At 58.7% G+C, this 16,589-nt stretch carries 13 protein-coding genes; 10 read left to right on the top strand and 3 right to left on the bottom strand.

Translation table 11 applies throughout. The features are described 5' to 3' along the window. The first annotated feature begins 2 nt into the window (after window positions 1–2). From TRM7615_RS12330 to TRM7615_RS25930, 8 genes are all read left to right on the top strand, one after another. Window positions 3–2,027 carry a S8/S53 family peptidase gene (locus tag TRM7615_RS12330; RefSeq protein ID WP_108787881.1) on the top strand — a complete coding sequence of 675 codons (2,025 nt, stop codon included), beginning with the start codon at window positions 3–5 and terminating at the stop codon, window positions 2,025–2,027. Window positions 2,028–2,526: 499 nt separating this feature from the next. Next, on the top strand, window positions 2,527–3,789 hold the full coding sequence (locus TRM7615_RS12325; RefSeq protein WP_108787879.1) for an ABC transporter substrate-binding protein: 1,263 nt from the start codon (window positions 2,527–2,529) through the stop codon (window positions 3,787–3,789). A 7-nt stretch (window positions 3,790–3,796) separates the two neighbouring features. Further along, complete coding sequence (locus tag TRM7615_RS12320) at window positions 3,797–4,510, top strand: ABC transporter ATP-binding protein (protein WP_108787877.1); 714 nt, start codon at window positions 3,797–3,799, stop codon at window positions 4,508–4,510. After that, window positions 4,503–5,198 (top strand): ABC transporter ATP-binding protein, encoded by a 696-nt coding sequence (locus TRM7615_RS12315; protein ID WP_108787875.1) that lies wholly within the window; start codon window positions 4,503–4,505, stop codon window positions 5,196–5,198. The genes TRM7615_RS12320 and TRM7615_RS12315 overlap by 8 nt, the downstream gene beginning before the upstream one ends. After that, window positions 5,198–6,124 (top strand): branched-chain amino acid ABC transporter permease, encoded by a 927-nt coding sequence (locus TRM7615_RS12310; RefSeq protein ID WP_108787873.1) that lies wholly within the window; start codon window positions 5,198–5,200, stop codon window positions 6,122–6,124. Before TRM7615_RS12315 ends, TRM7615_RS12310 begins: the two co-directional genes overlap by 1 nt. Further along, window positions 6,121–7,647, top strand: a complete 1,527-nt coding sequence (locus TRM7615_RS12305; RefSeq protein WP_108787871.1) for a branched-chain amino acid ABC transporter permease — start codon at window positions 6,121–6,123, stop codon at window positions 7,645–7,647. The genes TRM7615_RS12310 and TRM7615_RS12305 overlap by 4 nt, the downstream gene beginning before the upstream one ends. A 1-nt stretch (window position 7,648) precedes the next feature. Continuing rightward, a complete protein-coding gene (locus TRM7615_RS12300) occupies window positions 7,649–9,949 on the top strand; it encodes a N,N-dimethylformamidase beta subunit family domain-containing protein (protein WP_108787869.1) in 2,301 nt (766 codons plus the stop codon). Window positions 9,950–9,974: 25 nt separating this feature from the next. Further along, window positions 9,975–10,946 (top strand): helix-turn-helix transcriptional regulator, encoded by a 972-nt coding sequence (locus TRM7615_RS25930; RefSeq protein ID WP_165821422.1) that lies wholly within the window; start codon window positions 9,975–9,977, stop codon window positions 10,944–10,946. A gap of 289 nt (window positions 10,947–11,235) precedes the next feature. Here the strand turns inward: TRM7615_RS25930 and TRM7615_RS25925 are convergent, their stop codons facing one another. Next, window positions 11,236–12,672: an ATP-binding cassette domain-containing protein gene (locus tag TRM7615_RS25925; RefSeq protein ID WP_108787865.1), complete on the bottom strand. Its 1,437-nt coding sequence runs from the start codon at window positions 12,670–12,672 to the stop codon at window positions 11,236–11,238. A 68-nt stretch (window positions 12,673–12,740) separates the two neighbouring features. Next, window positions 12,741–12,899 (bottom strand): hypothetical protein, encoded by a 159-nt coding sequence (locus TRM7615_RS25555; RefSeq protein WP_165821421.1) that lies wholly within the window; start codon window positions 12,897–12,899, stop codon window positions 12,741–12,743. A 77-nt stretch (window positions 12,900–12,976) separates the two neighbouring features. Between TRM7615_RS25555 and TRM7615_RS12285 the strand changes: the two genes are divergently transcribed. Together TRM7615_RS12285 and TRM7615_RS12280 are read left to right on the top strand one after the other, a co-directional pair. Continuing rightward, window positions 12,977–13,198, top strand: a complete 222-nt coding sequence (locus TRM7615_RS12285) for a type 2 periplasmic-binding domain-containing protein (protein WP_108787863.1) — start codon at window positions 12,977–12,979, stop codon at window positions 13,196–13,198. A 151-nt stretch (window positions 13,199–13,349) separates the two neighbouring features. Further along, the gene (locus TRM7615_RS12280) at window positions 13,350–13,853 is read left to right on the top strand and encodes a hypothetical protein (RefSeq protein WP_108787861.1); all 504 of its coding nucleotides are present in this window, start codon (window positions 13,350–13,352) and stop codon (window positions 13,851–13,853) included. A 9-nt stretch (window positions 13,854–13,862) separates the two neighbouring features. On the opposite strand, the gene TRM7615_RS12275 is transcribed toward TRM7615_RS12280, so the two are convergent. Next, window positions 13,863–16,544 (bottom strand): AsmA family protein, encoded by a 2,682-nt coding sequence (locus TRM7615_RS12275; RefSeq protein ID WP_108787859.1) that lies wholly within the window; start codon window positions 16,542–16,544, stop codon window positions 13,863–13,865. Window positions 16,545–16,589: the final 45 nt, after the last annotated feature.

Below are 16,589 nucleotides of genomic sequence, written 5' to 3'. Positions count from 1 at the left end.
TGATGACTTATGACTGGATACCGGAAGCTGGAGATGGCCCTGCGCCGATTGACGCCGTGACCTTTACGCGACTGACCTATGGTGTGTCTTCGGTGCCCGACACGGCGTGGTGGTCTGCCATGATCGAGTTGGATCAGACGAGCATCGCCGAATTCCAACAGGCAGTTGCGCAGGATTTCCCGCAGGATCTGTTGGTCCCTGCGGCGTATGACGCCAACGACCGTGCGGCGCGACCTGAACGGCAGTTCGTGGCGATATTTGCGCGCCGTGCGCTGGTCGACGTCCTGAACCGGCACGGAAACGGCTATGGTGTCGTAAACGTTCATTTGGGGCTCGTGACGCCTGCCGACTGGCTGAACGTCGATGCCGAACCGCAAACCGTTCCCGTTGCCGAGGTCGCGGTCGATACCGTCGTCACCGGCATGATCGACGATGGCTTGGGCATCGCGCATGAGTTGTTTCGAAAAGGCAATGGATCGACGCGCGTGGATTATTGCGCGATCCTCCCAACGCCGCCCGACCTGAGGGACGTCCATACGTCGCAAGGCCGTGCCTGGAACGCTCGCCAGATCGACAGCCTGTTGCAGGCGCTGACCTGGTCCGGTTTCCTGGATGAGGAACAGTTCTATACGGAAACCGGGCAAATCGATCTTGGTGCGGGTAAGTTCTCGCCGCTGTCGTTGCAACGCTCGCACGGGACTCATGTGATGGGGCTCAGCACCGGATATGCGCCGGTTGCCGACGTCACCACACGGCCAATCATCTGCGCTGTGCTGCCGCCACGCGTGGTCGAAGACACCTCGGGCATCAGCTTGCTGCCGTCACTGTGCCTTGCTCTTCAGATGCTGAGCAAGCGCGCATCACGCTTTCAATCCGGGGGGCGACCGGTGCCCTTTGTCCTCAATTTCTCTTACGGCAACTTCTCTGGTCCGCACGACGGGACGGATGAAGTGTCACGGCTGTTCGAACAGTTTCTGGCCGCCGATCCCGCGCAAAAACGCTGGATGACCTTGCCTGCGGGCAATGGCAATCTGGCCCGGTCTCATGGGGTCATCGCTTTCGCAGAAACAGACCGCAGCGAAATTGAACTGTCTCTGCGGGTGTTGCCAGACGACATGACGGCCAGCCATGTCGAATTCTGGATGCCGTATTCGAAGGCCAAGACACCTCGGGACTTTGTGTCCGTCACCGTCACGCCGCCATTTGGACCTGAAAGCGCGACCGTGGACGCGAAAAAGGGGCAAAAGCAAACTCTGCGTGACAGAAAGGGCCAAGTGGTCGCGACACTGCTCTACACTTATGAACCGGCCCCAACGGCCCGTGGAGTGATCACATTGGCAATCGAGCCAACCGCAAGCTTGTCCGGGGATCGCGCTCTTGCGCCGTCCGGCCGTTGGAAAATCACGGCAAAACAACGCGAGCTTTCACCAGATAAGAAGATCGAGGTCTGGATACGTCGGGATCAAACCCTGCCGGGCTATCGGCCCGGGGGGCGTCAGTCCTACTTTGACAACGGCGATTATCAGCGCTTTGGCCCCTTTGGCAGGCCTTTGCCAGTTGATCCCCCGGACGACATCTGCCCGGTGAGGCGATCAGGAACGTTAAGCGGATTTGCCGATGGCAGCTCTCCCATGGTCGTCGCGGCCTACACAGAACAAAGCCGTCAGCTTTCGGATTATTCCGCAGCAGGCCCGCTTACGGAAACTCCAATGTCGCCCACGCCCTTTCGTGAAGGTCCGGATGCTGCGGCCAAAGCGGACCAATCCGATGTCATATGGGGCGTGCTCAGCGCGGGTTCCCGATGTGGGTCTTATGTTCGTCTCAACGGGACAAGTGTCGCGGCACCTCGGGTCGCGCGACTTGCATCCGAGCATATTGGAAATTGCGAACACAGTGCCCGTGAATGGCTTGCACATGCAGTCCAGGAGGCGCCATTTGATTTGGCCGACAAACCGGCACATACACGGATGGGGCAGGGCGGTATCTCGATCCCGGTCGAATGGACGGTGGGCCCCAAGCAGGGCTAGCAAAGTTGACCATTTCCCGGCCTCGTTCGTGGCGAATTGGGCGGGCTGTTTTGGGTGCTTTTGGCGGAGGATGGCTTTCGAATTGTCCGAGCGCTCCCTGTTGCCTCGACGAGGTTCCCGCCTGGTCGAGGCAAAACGCGATGACTCAAAACAACCATCCGCTTTCCGGAAAGCGGCGGGCGCATCACAAGCTCCAGGGGGTAAAATCAGCTTTTCATTGTTATCGAATAGGTGCGGTGACTCACTGGCAGGTCGAACTTGGATCAGTCTTTTATCTGTCTGAATCCATTTGGAAATGACGTCATTTCGCACGTCTTCGGTCGAGGCGTGCTTGCCATCAATACAACGAGAAATCCGGTTTCCAGGACGCCGGGACAATGACCGGATTTGTGGACTCTGATGGGTGCAATGGGGGCGGTTGTTCATAGGTCATTTGCACTATGGACAGGTTTTCTCCTTGGTCTGCACACTACGGCACAGCATTTCTCCGGAGGAAAAGATGGTCAACATAACCAGAAGAACCTACGCAAAAATCGCAATCGCCGCGTCGCTCACCCTGGGCCTTGCAACCGCACCAGCGGCGGCAGAGAACATCGTAATTGGCGTGCCCGCAGCACAGTCCGGACCGGTCGGTGTGGCGGATCACCAGGATTGGACCAATGGTGTCCAAATGGCGATCGAGGAGATCAACGCGGATGGCGGAGTGCTGGGGCGCCAGCTGGAAGCCAAGATCATTGATCTGGACATGCTTTCGCCCGAAGGGAACGTGGCAGGCTTTCAGTCGCTGATCGAAGGGGGCAGCCACGCGCTTGCCTCGGCTTTTACCATCATCCCGCCGCCTGCGATGGATGCGGCCGCCCCATCGGGTATTCCTTATGTGCACGGCAACACGTCTTCGTTGAACGTGGACCTCTATCAGGGCGACAAGGAGAAGTACCGCAACATCTTTCAGCTTGATGTGCCGGAGATCTACTACGGCACCGGTTTTGTTCGGTTTCTTCAGGACATGGTCTCGTCAGGCCAGTGGACGCCCAAAAACAACAAGGTGCACATCGTTCAGGGCCAGATCAGCTATACCCAACTGATCAGCCAGGCGACACAGGACCAGATCGCCAAGACGAACGGGGCGTGGGAAGTTGGTGCGGTGACCGACATCCAGTTCCCGGTTCAGGATTGGGCGCCGGTGATCCGCGCTCTGCAGGACACTGACGCCGCTGCGATCATGATCGATCATTGGGTCGCCGCCGAACTTGCAGCCTTTGCGCAGCAATACGCCTTTGATCCGGTTCCCGGTTCCATCGTTTACCTGCAGTATGGGCCGTCTCAGCCGGAATTCCTCGACTTGGCGCAAGGGGCCGGTGAGGGGATGGTGTGGGGCACTGTTTATGGTGTCTATGCCGACGAAATGGGCGCCGCCTTTCGCGAACGGTATCGGGCAAAGTTCCCGGGCACCATGGGAATGGTCTACACCGGCGGCGGCTATGATGCGGTTCATATCCTGGCCAAGGCCTGGGAAGAGGTTGGGGATCCAGACAATTTCGACGCCGTGGGTGATGCAATCCGCAACACTGAATACCGGGGTGTGAACGGATTCTACCGCTTTGACCCGGAAACCAACTCTGGCATTTCCTATCCAAACATGACCGACACCCTCGAAGAGGGGCAGGCCCATTTGTTCTTCCAGGTGCAGAACAACGAGCATCGCATCATTGCTCCCGCAGCACTGGCCGAAGTGCCTTTTGCGGCACCCCCTTGGTGGTGAGACCGCGATGTTTTTCGGATGCGAAGGGGTGTGTCTGTCCTTTGGGGGCAGGCGCATCCTGGATAAGGTGAACTGCAGTGCGGAACCTGGTCGGATCAACGGCCTTGTGGGACCAAATGGCGCCGGTAAAACATCGCTGTTCGAAGTGATGTCCGGACGCTACACGCCGGAACAGGGAAGTGTTGTGCTGGATGGCGAGGATCTGACGCGGTTGCCGTTCCACAACCGGGCCCGCGCGGGTCTTGCGCGGACGTTTCAAAGCCCGGTGGTGCCTTCGACACTGACCGTTGGCGAGGCTTTTCGCGCCGCGCGCAAGTCGCACCGTCCCTATCTGAGCAAACATGACGCCGAATGGGCAGCCCGGTTGGTGCATCTTGAGGTGTCATGGGAAACGCCTGCGGCCTCTCTTGGTACCTTTGACCGGCGCAAACTGCTTCTGGCGTGTCTGGTGATGCGACGTCCCCGGGTGCTGCTGATGGATGAACCTGCGTCAGGTTTGATCAACGCCGAGATTGACGAGCTGGACCTGATCATGCGGCGGCTGGTGGATGAATACGCCATGGCCGTCATACTGATCGAACACAGGTTGGAACTGCTGGCGGCTGTGGCAGACGATTGTGTGGTGTTGGACCTGGGTCGTGTCATCGCAACAGGCGACCCGCTGACTGTCTTTGATGATCCGGCGGTCAGAGAAGCCTACTTCGAGACTCCCGATGCCTGAGCTTTTGGAAGTCCAGCAACTCTCGGCCGGGTATGGCCCGTTGCGTGTCCTGCACGAGGTCGATCTGACCGTGCGGGCAGGGGAACGCTTGGGGCTCGTGGGGCTCAACGGACATGGCAAAACAACATTGATGCGGGCGCTCACCCATATGACGTCCTGGCAGCAGGGCTCCATCAAGCTTGATGGCGCCGAGATCGGTGGCACGCGCTCTTTGGGGGCTGGCCGACGCACGTCGGGGCTGGTGCGGCGCGGTATTGGCGTGGCTCCGCAGGGGGATGCAATTTTTCCCGGTCTTTCGGTGCGCAAGCATCTGGAATGCGGCGCCCACACCAAAACGGCCTGGCGCACGCGCCAGGAACGGATCGAGCGCATTTTCGATATTTTCCCCCCCCTTCGTCCGCTGGAACACGCGCTGGTCGGCAAGTTGTCCGGCGGCGAGAGACGCATGGTTTCCATAGGTCGGATGCTGATGGTCGAGGCGCGTCTTTATCTTGTTGATGAGCCGTCGCTGGGACTGGCGCCGAAAATTTCCGAACGGGTGATGACCGCGCTTTGGGACCTGCCTGTAGAGGGCGCGATGATCATTGCCGAGCAGAACGTCGCGCTGCTGACCGGCCGTTGCGATCGGGTAATCGGCATGCATGCAGGCCGCATGCGCGGTGACGTCGGGCACGTGGGGTTGGGCTGATGGATCTTGGACTGGTTGTATATGCCATGAACCTTGCCGCGATCTATGCGCTGATGGCCGTGGGTATTTCGATCCTGTGGTCATCCGTGGGGGTTATCAACATGGCCCATGGCGCCACCTTTGCCGTGTCGGGGTATGCCGCATGGATTTTCACCGGAGCCATGAAGCCAGTCATTGCAGGGGCTTTCGGGACATCGGCAATGGCGACGTTGGCACTGGCCGGCGCGTTGGTGGCGTCGGCGCTGATCGCAGGCGCGCTCTGCGGTTTGGTTATCTATCTGCTGGCGTTTCTGCCCATACATGACAAGCCGAACTTTCAGGTGCGCGCCCTGATCATCACGCTGGGCCTGAACATCGCCACCGTGCAAACGCTGCTATGGTACTTTGGGCCGCGCAATCAGGGATTGCCCAAGATCTTTGGGTTTGGCCGGTGGGAGGTACTTGGCACCCGTATCAGATATGATCAGGCTGGCACGATCATCGGGGCCACCCTGATCATGGCACTCACGCTGGCCTGGCTGCGGTATTCTCGCAAAGGTTTGGAAGTTCGCGCGATGATGCAGAACGCCGAAGGTGCGGCGTATTCCGGCATCTCGCGCCAGGCCACGGCCCTGCCTGTCTTGATGCTGACCGGAGCACTGGCGGGAATGGCCGCCGCCCTGCTGAGCCAAACGATTTTTGTCAGCCCCACCTCTGGAACCATCCCGTTGGTCAAAGGGCTGACAATTGCGCTGTTGGGCGGGTTGGGGTCGGTGTCCGGCGCGTTGATTGCCGCACTTCTGGTCGGTTTTCTGGAAGCCATCATTGGCGCGGTTCCGTTCCTGGGACAACGCTACGTGCTGTTTGGCACGTTTATTTTCATCATCGCTGTTTTGGTGATCCGCCCGCGCGGCATCGGCGGCCTGTTGGATGACACAAGAGAATGAACGATAAGGTTTTTCACAAGGTCGGTCGCAGACCGTGGGAGTGGCGGGGCAAGCCGGATGGCGATACCGAGCGTCGCCGCCGCCGCGTGCCCGGGACCAAGCGGCATTGGCTGAAATGGCGCGATGTTCACAACGATAAATCCCTGACCCGCGAACGCGTTTTGGCAGACAAGATGCCGCTTTGGTGGACGCTTGGGCTGGGTGCGGTTGTTCTGGTCACGCCCTTCCTGTCAAACACCATGATCGGGGTGGTGACAATCTTTTGCATCTATGCGGCGATCAACGTTCTCTGGACGCTGATCGTCGGCACTGCCGGCATCTTTTCCCTGGCCACGCTCGCGGTTGTTGGTGCAGCTGGATACGTCGCGGCGGCCTGCAACGTCTATCTGGGGGTGCCTTGGCCGCTGATGTTCCTGATCGGCCCTTTGACTGGGTTGGTTTTCGGCGCAATCCTGGCGGCCCCGTCGACACGCCTTGACGGCCTATACTATGCGCTTTTGACTATGGGCGTCGCGGAAATCTGCCGCGTTTTCATTCTGCAGCTGCGTGCGCTCACCGCATCCGGTGGCGCGATCACGAACGTGGATGGGTTCATCCCCGAAGACTGGTTTCTGCAGCGTCCCGGCCTGCTCTTGGGTTTTGCCGGGGCTTTCGTCTTGCTCCTTGGTGCGTTGTTGGTGTGGCGGCTGGTAAATTCTGAACGGCTTGGCATGCTTCTGCGTGTGGCGCGTGCCAGCCGCGAGGACGAGGCTTTTGCCGAAGCGGTTGGCATCGATTTCCGTCGCGCGCGATTGATGGTTTTTCTGATCAGTTCCGCGGCCCTTGGTGCGGTCGGCGCCTTTTACGCGATGTATTTCGGCTCCATTTCGCCACAAATCTTTTCACTCGACACCATGTTGCTGCTCTTTGCGATGATGGTCATTGGCGGGTTGGGCCGGGCAGAGGGCGCAGTCCTGGGCGCCGCCATCGTGACGTTTATCGACAAGGGCCTGATCGAACTTGGCCCTCCGCGCATCATCCTTGTCGCGCTTTGCATGATTGGCGTGACGATCTTTGCCCGTGAAGGGTTGACCGGCGCACGTGCGCAATTCCGGGATTTCAGAAACCGCAAATCCGGCGAGGCCCGCGCCCGCCGCACCGAAAAAGGGGGCGAAGCCATGCCCGAAGAAGCCACCGAAGTGCATGACAAACAGGAACTCTACTATCGGCGTTTCAACAAACGCCTGAGGGATCGACTGAAGCAGTTGATTACGCCGGACCTGATCGCCGAGCACAAGAAGGATCCGTTGGGTCATCACTCGGACGGGCTCGCACGGGTGCTGAACTATTTCCGAAGGGGCGAGATGGCGGACAAATACGTCATCCATCGAATGAAACCGGCCGAAGAGCGCTTTCGCATCATGGCGATTTCTGGCGAGCGTGGCCGCCCGCCGCGCGTCGTCGATGACCGGGAATACACGGACATCAAAGAAGCCTATCACGCGGTCTTCCTGCTGCGCGTCAACGATCTGATGGAAAGCTGAAATGACAGATGCAAGACTTTTTGGCTATGCCGATCCTCTGTGCGCGCAAGCTGGGAAATCCGTCGACTTCATGGTGTCCGCCGAGGGTACCACAGAGGTGAAGGCCGAGCTTGTTCGGCTGGTTCATGGCGATTTCAACCCCGACGGACCCGGCTTTATCGAAGAGCTTGTTGCGACGGACATTCCAACAACGCTGCCTGTCACCAGACAGTACACCCAGAACGGGTCATTTGCCCGCGTCGAAGATCCCGACGGGCAGCTTGCCCCGGACGGTGCGTTCACCGTTTTTGCGTTCATATGGCCGTCCATGCCCCAAGGGCGTCGTTCGGTGATCCTGAGCCGCTGGTCCGTCAATGACTCGCGGGGGTATGCACTGGGGATCACACCCGAAGGCAAGTTGGAATTCTGGGTGGGAGACGGCAAAGAGGTGGACCAGGTCACAGCCGATGCGCCACTGGTGCCAAAGGTCTGGGTGCTGGCCTGCGCCAGCTTCGATCCCGCCACAGGCGAGGCGCGCCTGCGTCAGATCGATGTGCAGAACGCTTGGAACAGTCACATCGGTCCAGTGACCCCTTACGATCACAACGCTCATGTGGTTGAAACCTTGCGCTGCAAGCCCGAACGGGCGGATGCCCCGTTTCTGATCGCGGGTGCCCATGAGGAAAACCCCGAGCGCGGCACGTTTGTCTCGCTGCATTTCAATGGCAAGCTCGACCGCTCAGGGCTGATCGGCCGAGCTTTGTCCGCCAATGAAATGGCCGCGCTCGCATCGGATGAGGCTCCGCACGATCCTGTTGCGTATTGGGACACCACTGCGGGCTACACCGACACTGGCATTGGCAACGTCATTCAGGACACCGGCCCACGTGGGTTGCATGCGGTGGGTGTCAACCGGCCCGTGCGCGCCATGACCGGTTGGAACTGGCAAGGGCGCGACGACAGTTTTCGCCTGAACCCCGCGCAGTATGGCGGCGTTGCCTATCACGATGACGCGTTGACCGATTGTGGCTGGACGCCGACGCTCAAGTGGACCCCTCCTGATGACCTGCGTTCAGGGGTCTACGCGCTGAAGGTTTCTGCAGGCGAAGCGGTGGACCGTATTCCGGTCATCATCCGCCCCGACAAACCGCGCGCCAAGATCGCGGTGTTGATGTCCACCTTCACCTATCTGGCCTATGCCAACGAACACCTCAGCTTCGAGGCCGCGATTGCCCAAGCCATTGTCGCGCATACGCCTGTGATCTCGGGCGACGACCTGGAATACAACAAGCTGCAGGAATTCGGCCTGTCGACCTATGACCATCACACCGACGGGGCGGGTGTCTGTTATTCCAGTTGGAAACGGCCAATCATCAACATCCGCCCCGGCTACCGCATGGCAGGAATGAACTTTCCCTGGGCGCTCCCGGCTGACTTGTCGCTGCTGTGGTGGTTGGAGCACGCAGGTTATGATTATGACCTGATCACCGACCATGATCTTGACCGTGAAGGCGCAGACGCTCTGCGTCCTTACAAGGCTGTGCTAAACTGTACGCACCCCGAGTATTATTCCGAAGGTATGTTGGACGCGACCGAAACCTATCTTTGCGAAGGTGGGCGCATCATGTACCTCGGCGGAAACGGTTATTACTGGGTCACTGCCACGTGTCCGGACGATCCGGCGTGCATTGAGGTGCGCAAGCTCGACAGCGGCTCGCGCGCTTGGCAGGCAGAACCTGGAGAGGGCTATTTGGCCAGCACCGGCGAACGTTCCGGTCTTTGGCGCAACCGAGGGCGGGCGCCGCAAAAGCTCGTGGGGCTGGGGTTCACGACCGAAGGCATGGATCGGTCCGAACCGTTCGAGAGAATGCCGGACAGCTTTCACAAGCGTGTCGCCTGGATATTTGACGGGATCGGAGACGAAGAGCTTATCGGCGATTTCGGTCTGGCCCTCGGCGGGGCTGCAGGTGTTGAACTGGACCGATATGATCTTGCTTTGGGAACGCCGCCACACACGCAGTTGCTGGCCGCGTCGATCAACCATACGGACAACTATCCGCTGGTATCTGAAGAGATCACCTACGCTTTTCCCGGGCGAGGAGGGTCCCAGGATCCGCAAGTGCGCGGCGACATGATCTATTTCACGACGCCAAACAACGGTGCGGTTTTTGCGGCCGGTTCCATCGCCTGGAGCCAGGCTTTACCCTGTCATGGTGGCGAGAACAACGTGGCCATCATCATGCGCAACCTGATCGACGCCTTCCAAAAAGATGGCGCATTGCCGGGTTCGGCCTATACTGGCGATGAAAAGCACTGGCGATAAAAGGTGGATTGCACAAGGGGGACACATGTATTCGCGGGTGAGCGCACTGTCCGATTTTTTGCTGAAACTTCAGGACAATTCCCGGCATCTCGATGTCGCGTCGCTCGTTGCGGATGCCGTGTCGGATCTTGCGGATATCCTTGGTTTTGACAGCGCCTGGTACGGTTGGGCGCAACTGGATCCGCAGGAAACCGTCATCCACGCCAACATGAGCCTGAACCTGCCAGCATCCTATTACGCGTCATGGCAGGCCATGGCAGACCAGGATGTGCTGGTCGAGCAGTTTCTGGAAGATCCAACCGGTGTGCCGACCTATGACAGGAGCGGCAATGTCCAGACCGACGGGATGGAGCATCTTGCCGATACCTTTGGGCTAAAGAAAATGGCCACCGCCATGTGCATCAGACCTGGGCGCGCAGCCTCGTTCTATCTGTCGGCTTATCGGTGTGGCCAGAATGCGCCCGCTTGGGACTTGGAAGACCGCGAGTTCCTGCAATGCGCCGTCAACAACATCTCTCAATCAGCGCGCAGCGCGGCCGCAAAAGAGTTGAGCAGTGGCTCGGGCGCATCGGTATCTGCCTATGTCAGCCGCCGGGGAAACATTGTCGTGGGCCTTGCCGAGATGCACGAACGATTTGGCCATCTTTGGTCGCGACGTGGTCACGATAGGTTACCCAGGCTTCTGATGGATTACATTGGTGCAGCGGGCGAGCATCTGCTGCCAGAGGAAGACCTTGTCATAAAATGCGAGCCTGGCCTTGGTCCACACGGCATGGACTGGCGAAAACTGTCGATCAGACCAATGAACAAACTTGACGTTCTGACACCCCGTGAGCGGGAAGTCGCACAGGCATTGGCGCAGGGCAAAACCCACAAGATGGTTGCCATCGATCTTGGGACGTCTCCGTCAACTGTTCGGAACCAAACCCAGGCTATCTACGGCAAACTCAACATTGGGAATCGAGCGGACTTGGCAAAATTGATCGCAGGGGGCTAGTGACCAACCGCTGGGCGCGTGTTCGGGTCCTTGTGCCTGACCGATGTGTTTGGCCCTTGGGGCCGTATGTCAGAGCACGCCATTCCCCACCGCAATCATGAATTCTGTTACGATGTTCGGCCAAAGTGCCATCGATCAACTCAGGTTTAACCAGTGACCAGAGATTTGCTCGGCTAGGGCAGCGAAGACCGGGCAACCGTGCTGCGCCGTGATGGGCGCAACCCGGTGTGATTGGCAGCCCAAAGCAGGTTCTAACGCGTGGGCAGCAGATCCTGGTTTCCGGCGGCGCTTAGAGCGTCTCCGTCAAGCTCATCTTCCGGAATGTGGCAGTGGATGACATGTCCAAAGCCCAGTTGCCGGGCCGGAGGCATGGTGCTGGCGCAGATATCATCCACGCGGCGCGGGCAGCGGCTTGCACCGAAACATCCAGCGCGTTGGTCACTTCATCGCACAAGATTACTTCGGGACTTGCAGCAAATGCGCACGCGACGCCGACGCGCTGCTTCTCTCCGCCCGACAGTTGCCCAGGAAAACGGTCGAGGTAGCGCTCGGGCAAGCGCACGGCCTGGAGCAGGTTTTTGGCCTTGTCTCGTGCAGCTTGTCCTTCCAGACCGAAGTAAAGCTGCAACGGAGCGCTCAGAATCTCGGCGATGGTCTGGCGCGGGTTGAGCGAGGCATCCGCGTTCTGAAAGCTCATCTGGACCTTGCGCAACGTCTCGCGATCACGACGGCTGACAGAGGCCGCAAGGTTTTCACCCTCGTTGAGCGTGATGGATCCGGCCCGAGGGCTCACCAGCCCTGCAATCGCACGTAGAATTTTCGATTTCCCCGAGCCAGATTCTCCCCCGATGCCAATGGTTTCGCCCGCGTTAAGCTCTAGCGACACACCGCGCAGGATCGGGGCACGGCGCCCGCCTTCGGCGGTGAACCCGATGGAGAGGTCTTCGATTTTGATCAATGGATCGGTTATGTCTGTCCCCTTAAACGGAGATGGCAGTGGCGCGGTGCTGATCAGGCTGCGCTGTTGCGCGACCATAAGACCCCAGTCCGGTGTCGGCGGGGTTGCGCCAAAGCCCAGAAAGCTGCGCGATGAGAAGGCCAGCAGCATCCGGATCCACTGCATCGCACCTTCGACAAACCGGGTGTCACTCAGGTACGGAAACATTTCGCGCGAGATGATCAGCCAGATTTTTTCACCGCGTGCGCGTGCGGTGGTCACATAGTCGCGGGTCGCGACTTGCATGGCGGCCCCCCGGACAACCCGCAGGATGGCGACGCCATAGAAAAAGCCCAAAGTCGGGATGATTGTGGCGGGCCCGGCACCGCCGATCGAGATGATCAGCAACAGGAACAGCGACCAGAGCATCGACAGGAAAGCAGCGACAATGCGCATCGAGTTTTCGTCTACGCGCCCACCGACGGCGCCAAAGAAAATCCCGGCAAACCCACCCCATAGTGTTGCAATGACAGCTGCAGCGAAGGTGACGGAAATGGCAAGGTAGCTACCATGGATGACGCGGGAGAATACGTCTTGGCCCAAGGAACCCGTTCCCATCCAGTGTTCGGCATTGGGGGCCAGCAGGATGGCGTCGGCGTTCTGCATTGTGGGGTTATAAGACGCGATAACAGGGGCCAGAAGTGCGATCAGTTCATGGAGCACGGTCAGACCCAGACCAATTGTGCCAGAGGGTTTCGAGACAATGGTTTGTATCAGGTTTACGCCCACTTAGATGACCGAAACAATCAGTGTGATGGTCTGAACTAGCGGCAGGTCACGGTCATGGATCGCCTCGATCATGAGCGTGCCAAGACCGGGAAATTGAATACCTTCTCGACCACCACAACGCCTGCCAGCAACCGTGCAATGCTCAGCTCGATCACGTTCAACGCGGGGATCATGGCGTTGGGCACCGCGTGGGGGGGGCGGTGTTCTGATCGAGAGCGCAGGGCCACGTGCTACCTCACCAACGCGGCGGATCGCGACGGGGGTTGTCCATCAACAAGAAGGACGGCTCATTCAAGTCAATTCAATGGGTGCGGCTATTCAATTGGCCAAACAGAACACGGGCGTGGCCTTGGCCGCGCTACCGTTTGTTGCAGAAGCGCTAAAGGCTGGTGCTTTGGTCGATGCTGGCCCGGGTAACTCTCTGGAAGGAAAGAACCACGGGTTCACGTTGCGACAGATCGAAAGCGTGCGGCCGATTGTGAAGAGGGTGGCGTATTGGTTGATTGAAAAATCGGACAAACATTGAGCGTGTCGCAACTTTGGGCTTTGAGAACTGATGCCCTTTGGCCATCTTGACGCATGAAAGGCTGGGCGGGCCTAGCGTCGTTTTTCTTGGCTCACACGCCTTTGACTGGCATGATAAATTCAAACAGATGATTTTTTATTGAGGGGCCGATATGAAAGTGTTCTTGGCGACTGCCTGTTTCGGTGTTTTGAGCTGCGGTGCAGCCTTGGCTCAGGATGGGGTTTCCTCTTGGGGCAACTCGGGAGACTGGGACATCATGGTTGATCCCGATGTGGGTCACGGATGTTTCATGCAAAAGAGTTTTGATGATGGCACCGTGGTGCAGGTGGGCGCAGTGCCGGACCGGCAAGGTGGGTTCTTTGCCGCCTTGAACGCGGCTTGGACCGAGATTACCGACGGGCAAGAGGGTGTTTTGACCTTTGATTTTGGTGACGCGAAATTTGCGGGCGATGCTCTTGGGGTCATCCGACATGGCGTTCCCGGAGGCTATGCGTTTTTTGACAACCCCAAGTTTGTCGACGAATTCGGAAAACGTAACGCCGTCAAGGTCACGGGAAAAAGCGGCCAGTCCATCGAGGTCGATCTGAAGGGAAGTCAAAAGGCCATAGCGGCGGTGCGGGCCTGCCAGGACGAACAGCCCAAGCAAGAGCCATAACCGTATGATCTATTGCAGACGGTCAGGTTTGCACGGTGTGCGCTCGGTTTGAACTTGACGGTTGCCGTCTTCCTGGCTGCGCACGCCGCCGACGTGCAGCTTGAACTTTGGCTCGGATAGTGTGCCTGACACCGAAAATGGCCAGGCGCTGCGGGCGAGGGGGCGGCCCACGGGGCGCGGTTCGGCCCGCAGGGCGATGGTGCCATTCTTCCAATCCACTCCGCCGGCCGCGACCAACTGAACGCTCTTGGTCTCGACCACGACCGCATCGGAAGAGATCTTGCCCGCACTGATCGCCAACGGGGCCACGGCACAGACGATATCGGTGTATCCCTGCTGCAACTCGCCGGAAAACAGCCAGGGGAATATGCCAAGACCGGCAAGCTCGATCAGGCTGGTCGAGATGTCGCCGTCTTGCATCGAGATCGTTGCCCGGCCAGACATGGTGTTGATGAATGCATCGATCGACGTGCGGTTGCCGCTGACGTTGAAATCGCCACGGAGCGTACCATGGGCCTGAATGCCCAGACCAACCGCGTCAAGTATCTTGCCGAAATCCCAGCCGCTTGTGGCCCCAGTAACCGTTAGTCGATCCGGCGCGTCCAGCAGGTTCATACCTGCACTGGCGCGGAAATACCCACCACCATAGTTCAGCTCTAACGGGCCAAGATCGGCTTTTCCGTCCTTGAAGGTGAGCGAACTTTCGACCTTGGAAATGCCCTGTTGCCCCACGATTTGGGCGATATTGACCAGGATTTCCAAATCGGTTTCCCGCAGCCGTCGGTCCAGATCAACGAATTTCTCTCCCTCTGGCAGAACCAGAGGCTGCACATCGCCATCCTCTTCTTCCTTGGCCAAAACCAAAGGCTGCACATCCCCCTTGCCGGGACCGTCCTCGATCAGCTTGTCCAGCTGAACAAAGGCTGCCACACCCTGTTGAAGGTCTTTCAAGTCCAGCTTCTCACTGCTGATCTTGCCTCGCACAAAGGGCGCACCGTCGTTGGGTTTGACGTCCAGTTGCGTTTCCAGCCGGGAACTGTCGACTGCCGCCTGTGCGTTCATACTAAGCGCCTTGTCCGCGCCCTTGACACTCAGCAGAAACTCCAACGGCCCGGCGTCCACCGGTTCAAGGTTCAAAGCCTCCAGAAAGGCGCGCGTTTCGGGAATGTCGAGATCAATTCCCAGCTCGGCCTGACCCAAATCCAGAACGCTGCCGGTCTTGGCATGGGCCTCAAGCGCCCAAATCTCGGTGTCTTGCGCGCTGGCCTGAAACTCGACAAGGCGCATATGGCCAGGCTCGTCGTCGACCTCGAAGCTGGCACTGACCCGACCGAATTGCGCGGCAACGTCTGGCCCCAATTCCCCGAGCAACAAAGAGGCAGGTGCCATCAAATCGCCTGCGAAAGCCAGGTCCTTGAGTTCGAGCAGGTTGTTGATTTCACCTTGCGATTTCAAATAGGGCGCGTCTAGTGGGCCAGCCTGGATTGAAATGTCTCGTATGGACAATGTGCCGTCTTCGGTGCGTCCAAACTTGCCCAAAGACACTGGTCCCAAACTGTCCAACCCCTGTTCAAAGGCGTTGGTGCCAAAATACATTTCACGCAATTCAAGCGTGCCCCGGTCGCCGACAAGCTCGACCCGAGCTTCTGTAAGTTTTAGATCGGCAATCTCGCGCGCGGTCGGGGGCGGGGCACCTTCCGGGTGCAAGCGAGCGGCCAGTTTGATGTCGATGTCGTCGCCGCCCACGATATCCCCAATCGAACCGCTGGCCTCCAGCCGCTGACCCTCGCTCAGGTCAATGACCGTTTGCGTGTCCGAGATGTGAAGCTTGCCCCCCTGATTGAGCATCTGGGCCGAAAAGGTGCCTGTTCCGTCCAGAACAGGATCAAGCCGCAATACCTCAAGGAAATCGGCAAAGGACCCGGTGTCGAGTGTCAGTTCGGCCGAGTATCCACCGCCTTGATCAAGCGGGATCGGGGTGCCGTCAAAGGTCAGTTTTACATCGCCAAATGACGCACGTGTGGTGAAATCGGCCCCAACTGGGAACTTGGCATCGATCAGGAAATCCTGGCCATTGACGCCGCCCTTCCCGGTGACCAGCTTGAGTTGTCCGTCCTGTTCTTGAGTAAGCGAGAGCACTTCGATCTCAAAGTCGAAGGTGAAGCCTGTGATCTCGTTTGTTCGGATTAGGGTGATGTTCGAAAACGCCACCGTTTTGTCCGCCAAAAATTCTAGAATACCGCCGTTTTTCTGCTCATCCGGGGTCTCTTCGCGGTTGTTGATGCTTGCGGTTTCCCGTTCGGACCAGGATTTGCGACCGTCCGCCAGATGCAACAGGTTCACGCCCAATCCATCGACGATCAGGTTGTCGAACTCAATGTTGCCTTGCGCCAACAGCAGCAAGTCCAACTCCAGTTCCAACAGGCTGAGTTCGGCCAGGTTCTGGTCGGGGATGTTTTCGCTGGGGATTTCGACGCCCGAGACATAAATCGCGCTTACGACGCCAGGGTTCAGGCGGACGTCGCCGTTTATGACAACAGATTGACCCATCTGGTCCGACAGGATGCCGGCAACCAGATCCTTGCGAAATCCGGAAAAGAGCGAAGCGGCGAGAACCATCCACAGCAGGCCAAAGACAATTGCGCTGGTGACAACAAGCCAAAGGGAAATGCGATAAAATCTATGTAGCATGTCAGCATCCGGTCAGCAGTTCGTGCAATCAGGCACGAGCAGTTT

The sequence above is a fragment of the Falsiruegeria mediterranea M17 genome (assembly GCF_900302455.1).
Taxonomy (GTDB): domain Bacteria; phylum Pseudomonadota; class Alphaproteobacteria; order Rhodobacterales; family Rhodobacteraceae; genus Falsiruegeria; species Falsiruegeria mediterranea.
This window is presented reverse-complemented; position numbering and strand designations above follow the sequence as displayed.

Excerpts from the sequence above, each read along its gene's own strand:
- TRM7615_RS12330 (WP_108787881.1), top strand. The coding sequence starts at position 3 with ATGACTTATGACTGGATACCGGAAGCTGGAGATGGCCCTGCGCCGATT.
- TRM7615_RS12315 (WP_108787875.1), top strand. The coding sequence starts at position 4,503 with ATGCCTGAGCTTTTGGAAGTCCAGCAACTCTCGGCCGGGTATGGCCCG.
- TRM7615_RS12300 (WP_108787869.1), top strand. The coding sequence starts at position 7,649 with ATGACAGATGCAAGACTTTTTGGCTATGCCGATCCTCTGTGCGCGCAA.
- TRM7615_RS25930 (WP_165821422.1), top strand. The coding sequence starts at position 9,975 with ATGTATTCGCGGGTGAGCGCACTGTCCGATTTTTTGCTGAAACTTCAG.
- TRM7615_RS12280 (WP_108787861.1), top strand. The coding sequence starts at position 13,350 with ATGAAAGTGTTCTTGGCGACTGCCTGTTTCGGTGTTTTGAGCTGCGGT.
- TRM7615_RS12310 (WP_108787873.1), top strand. The coding sequence starts at position 5,198 with ATGGATCTTGGACTGGTTGTATATGCCATGAACCTTGCCGCGATCTAT.
- TRM7615_RS12305 (WP_108787871.1), top strand. The coding sequence starts at position 6,121 with ATGAACGATAAGGTTTTTCACAAGGTCGGTCGCAGACCGTGGGAGTGG.
- TRM7615_RS12285 (WP_108787863.1), top strand. The coding sequence starts at position 12,977 with ATGGGTGCGGCTATTCAATTGGCCAAACAGAACACGGGCGTGGCCTTG.
- TRM7615_RS12325 (WP_108787879.1), top strand. The coding sequence starts at position 2,527 with ATGGTCAACATAACCAGAAGAACCTACGCAAAAATCGCAATCGCCGCG.
- TRM7615_RS12320 (WP_108787877.1), top strand. The coding sequence starts at position 3,797 with ATGTTTTTCGGATGCGAAGGGGTGTGTCTGTCCTTTGGGGGCAGGCGC.
- TRM7615_RS12275 (WP_108787859.1), bottom strand. The coding sequence starts at position 16,544 with ATGCTACATAGATTTTATCGCATTTCCCTTTGGCTTGTTGTCACCAGC.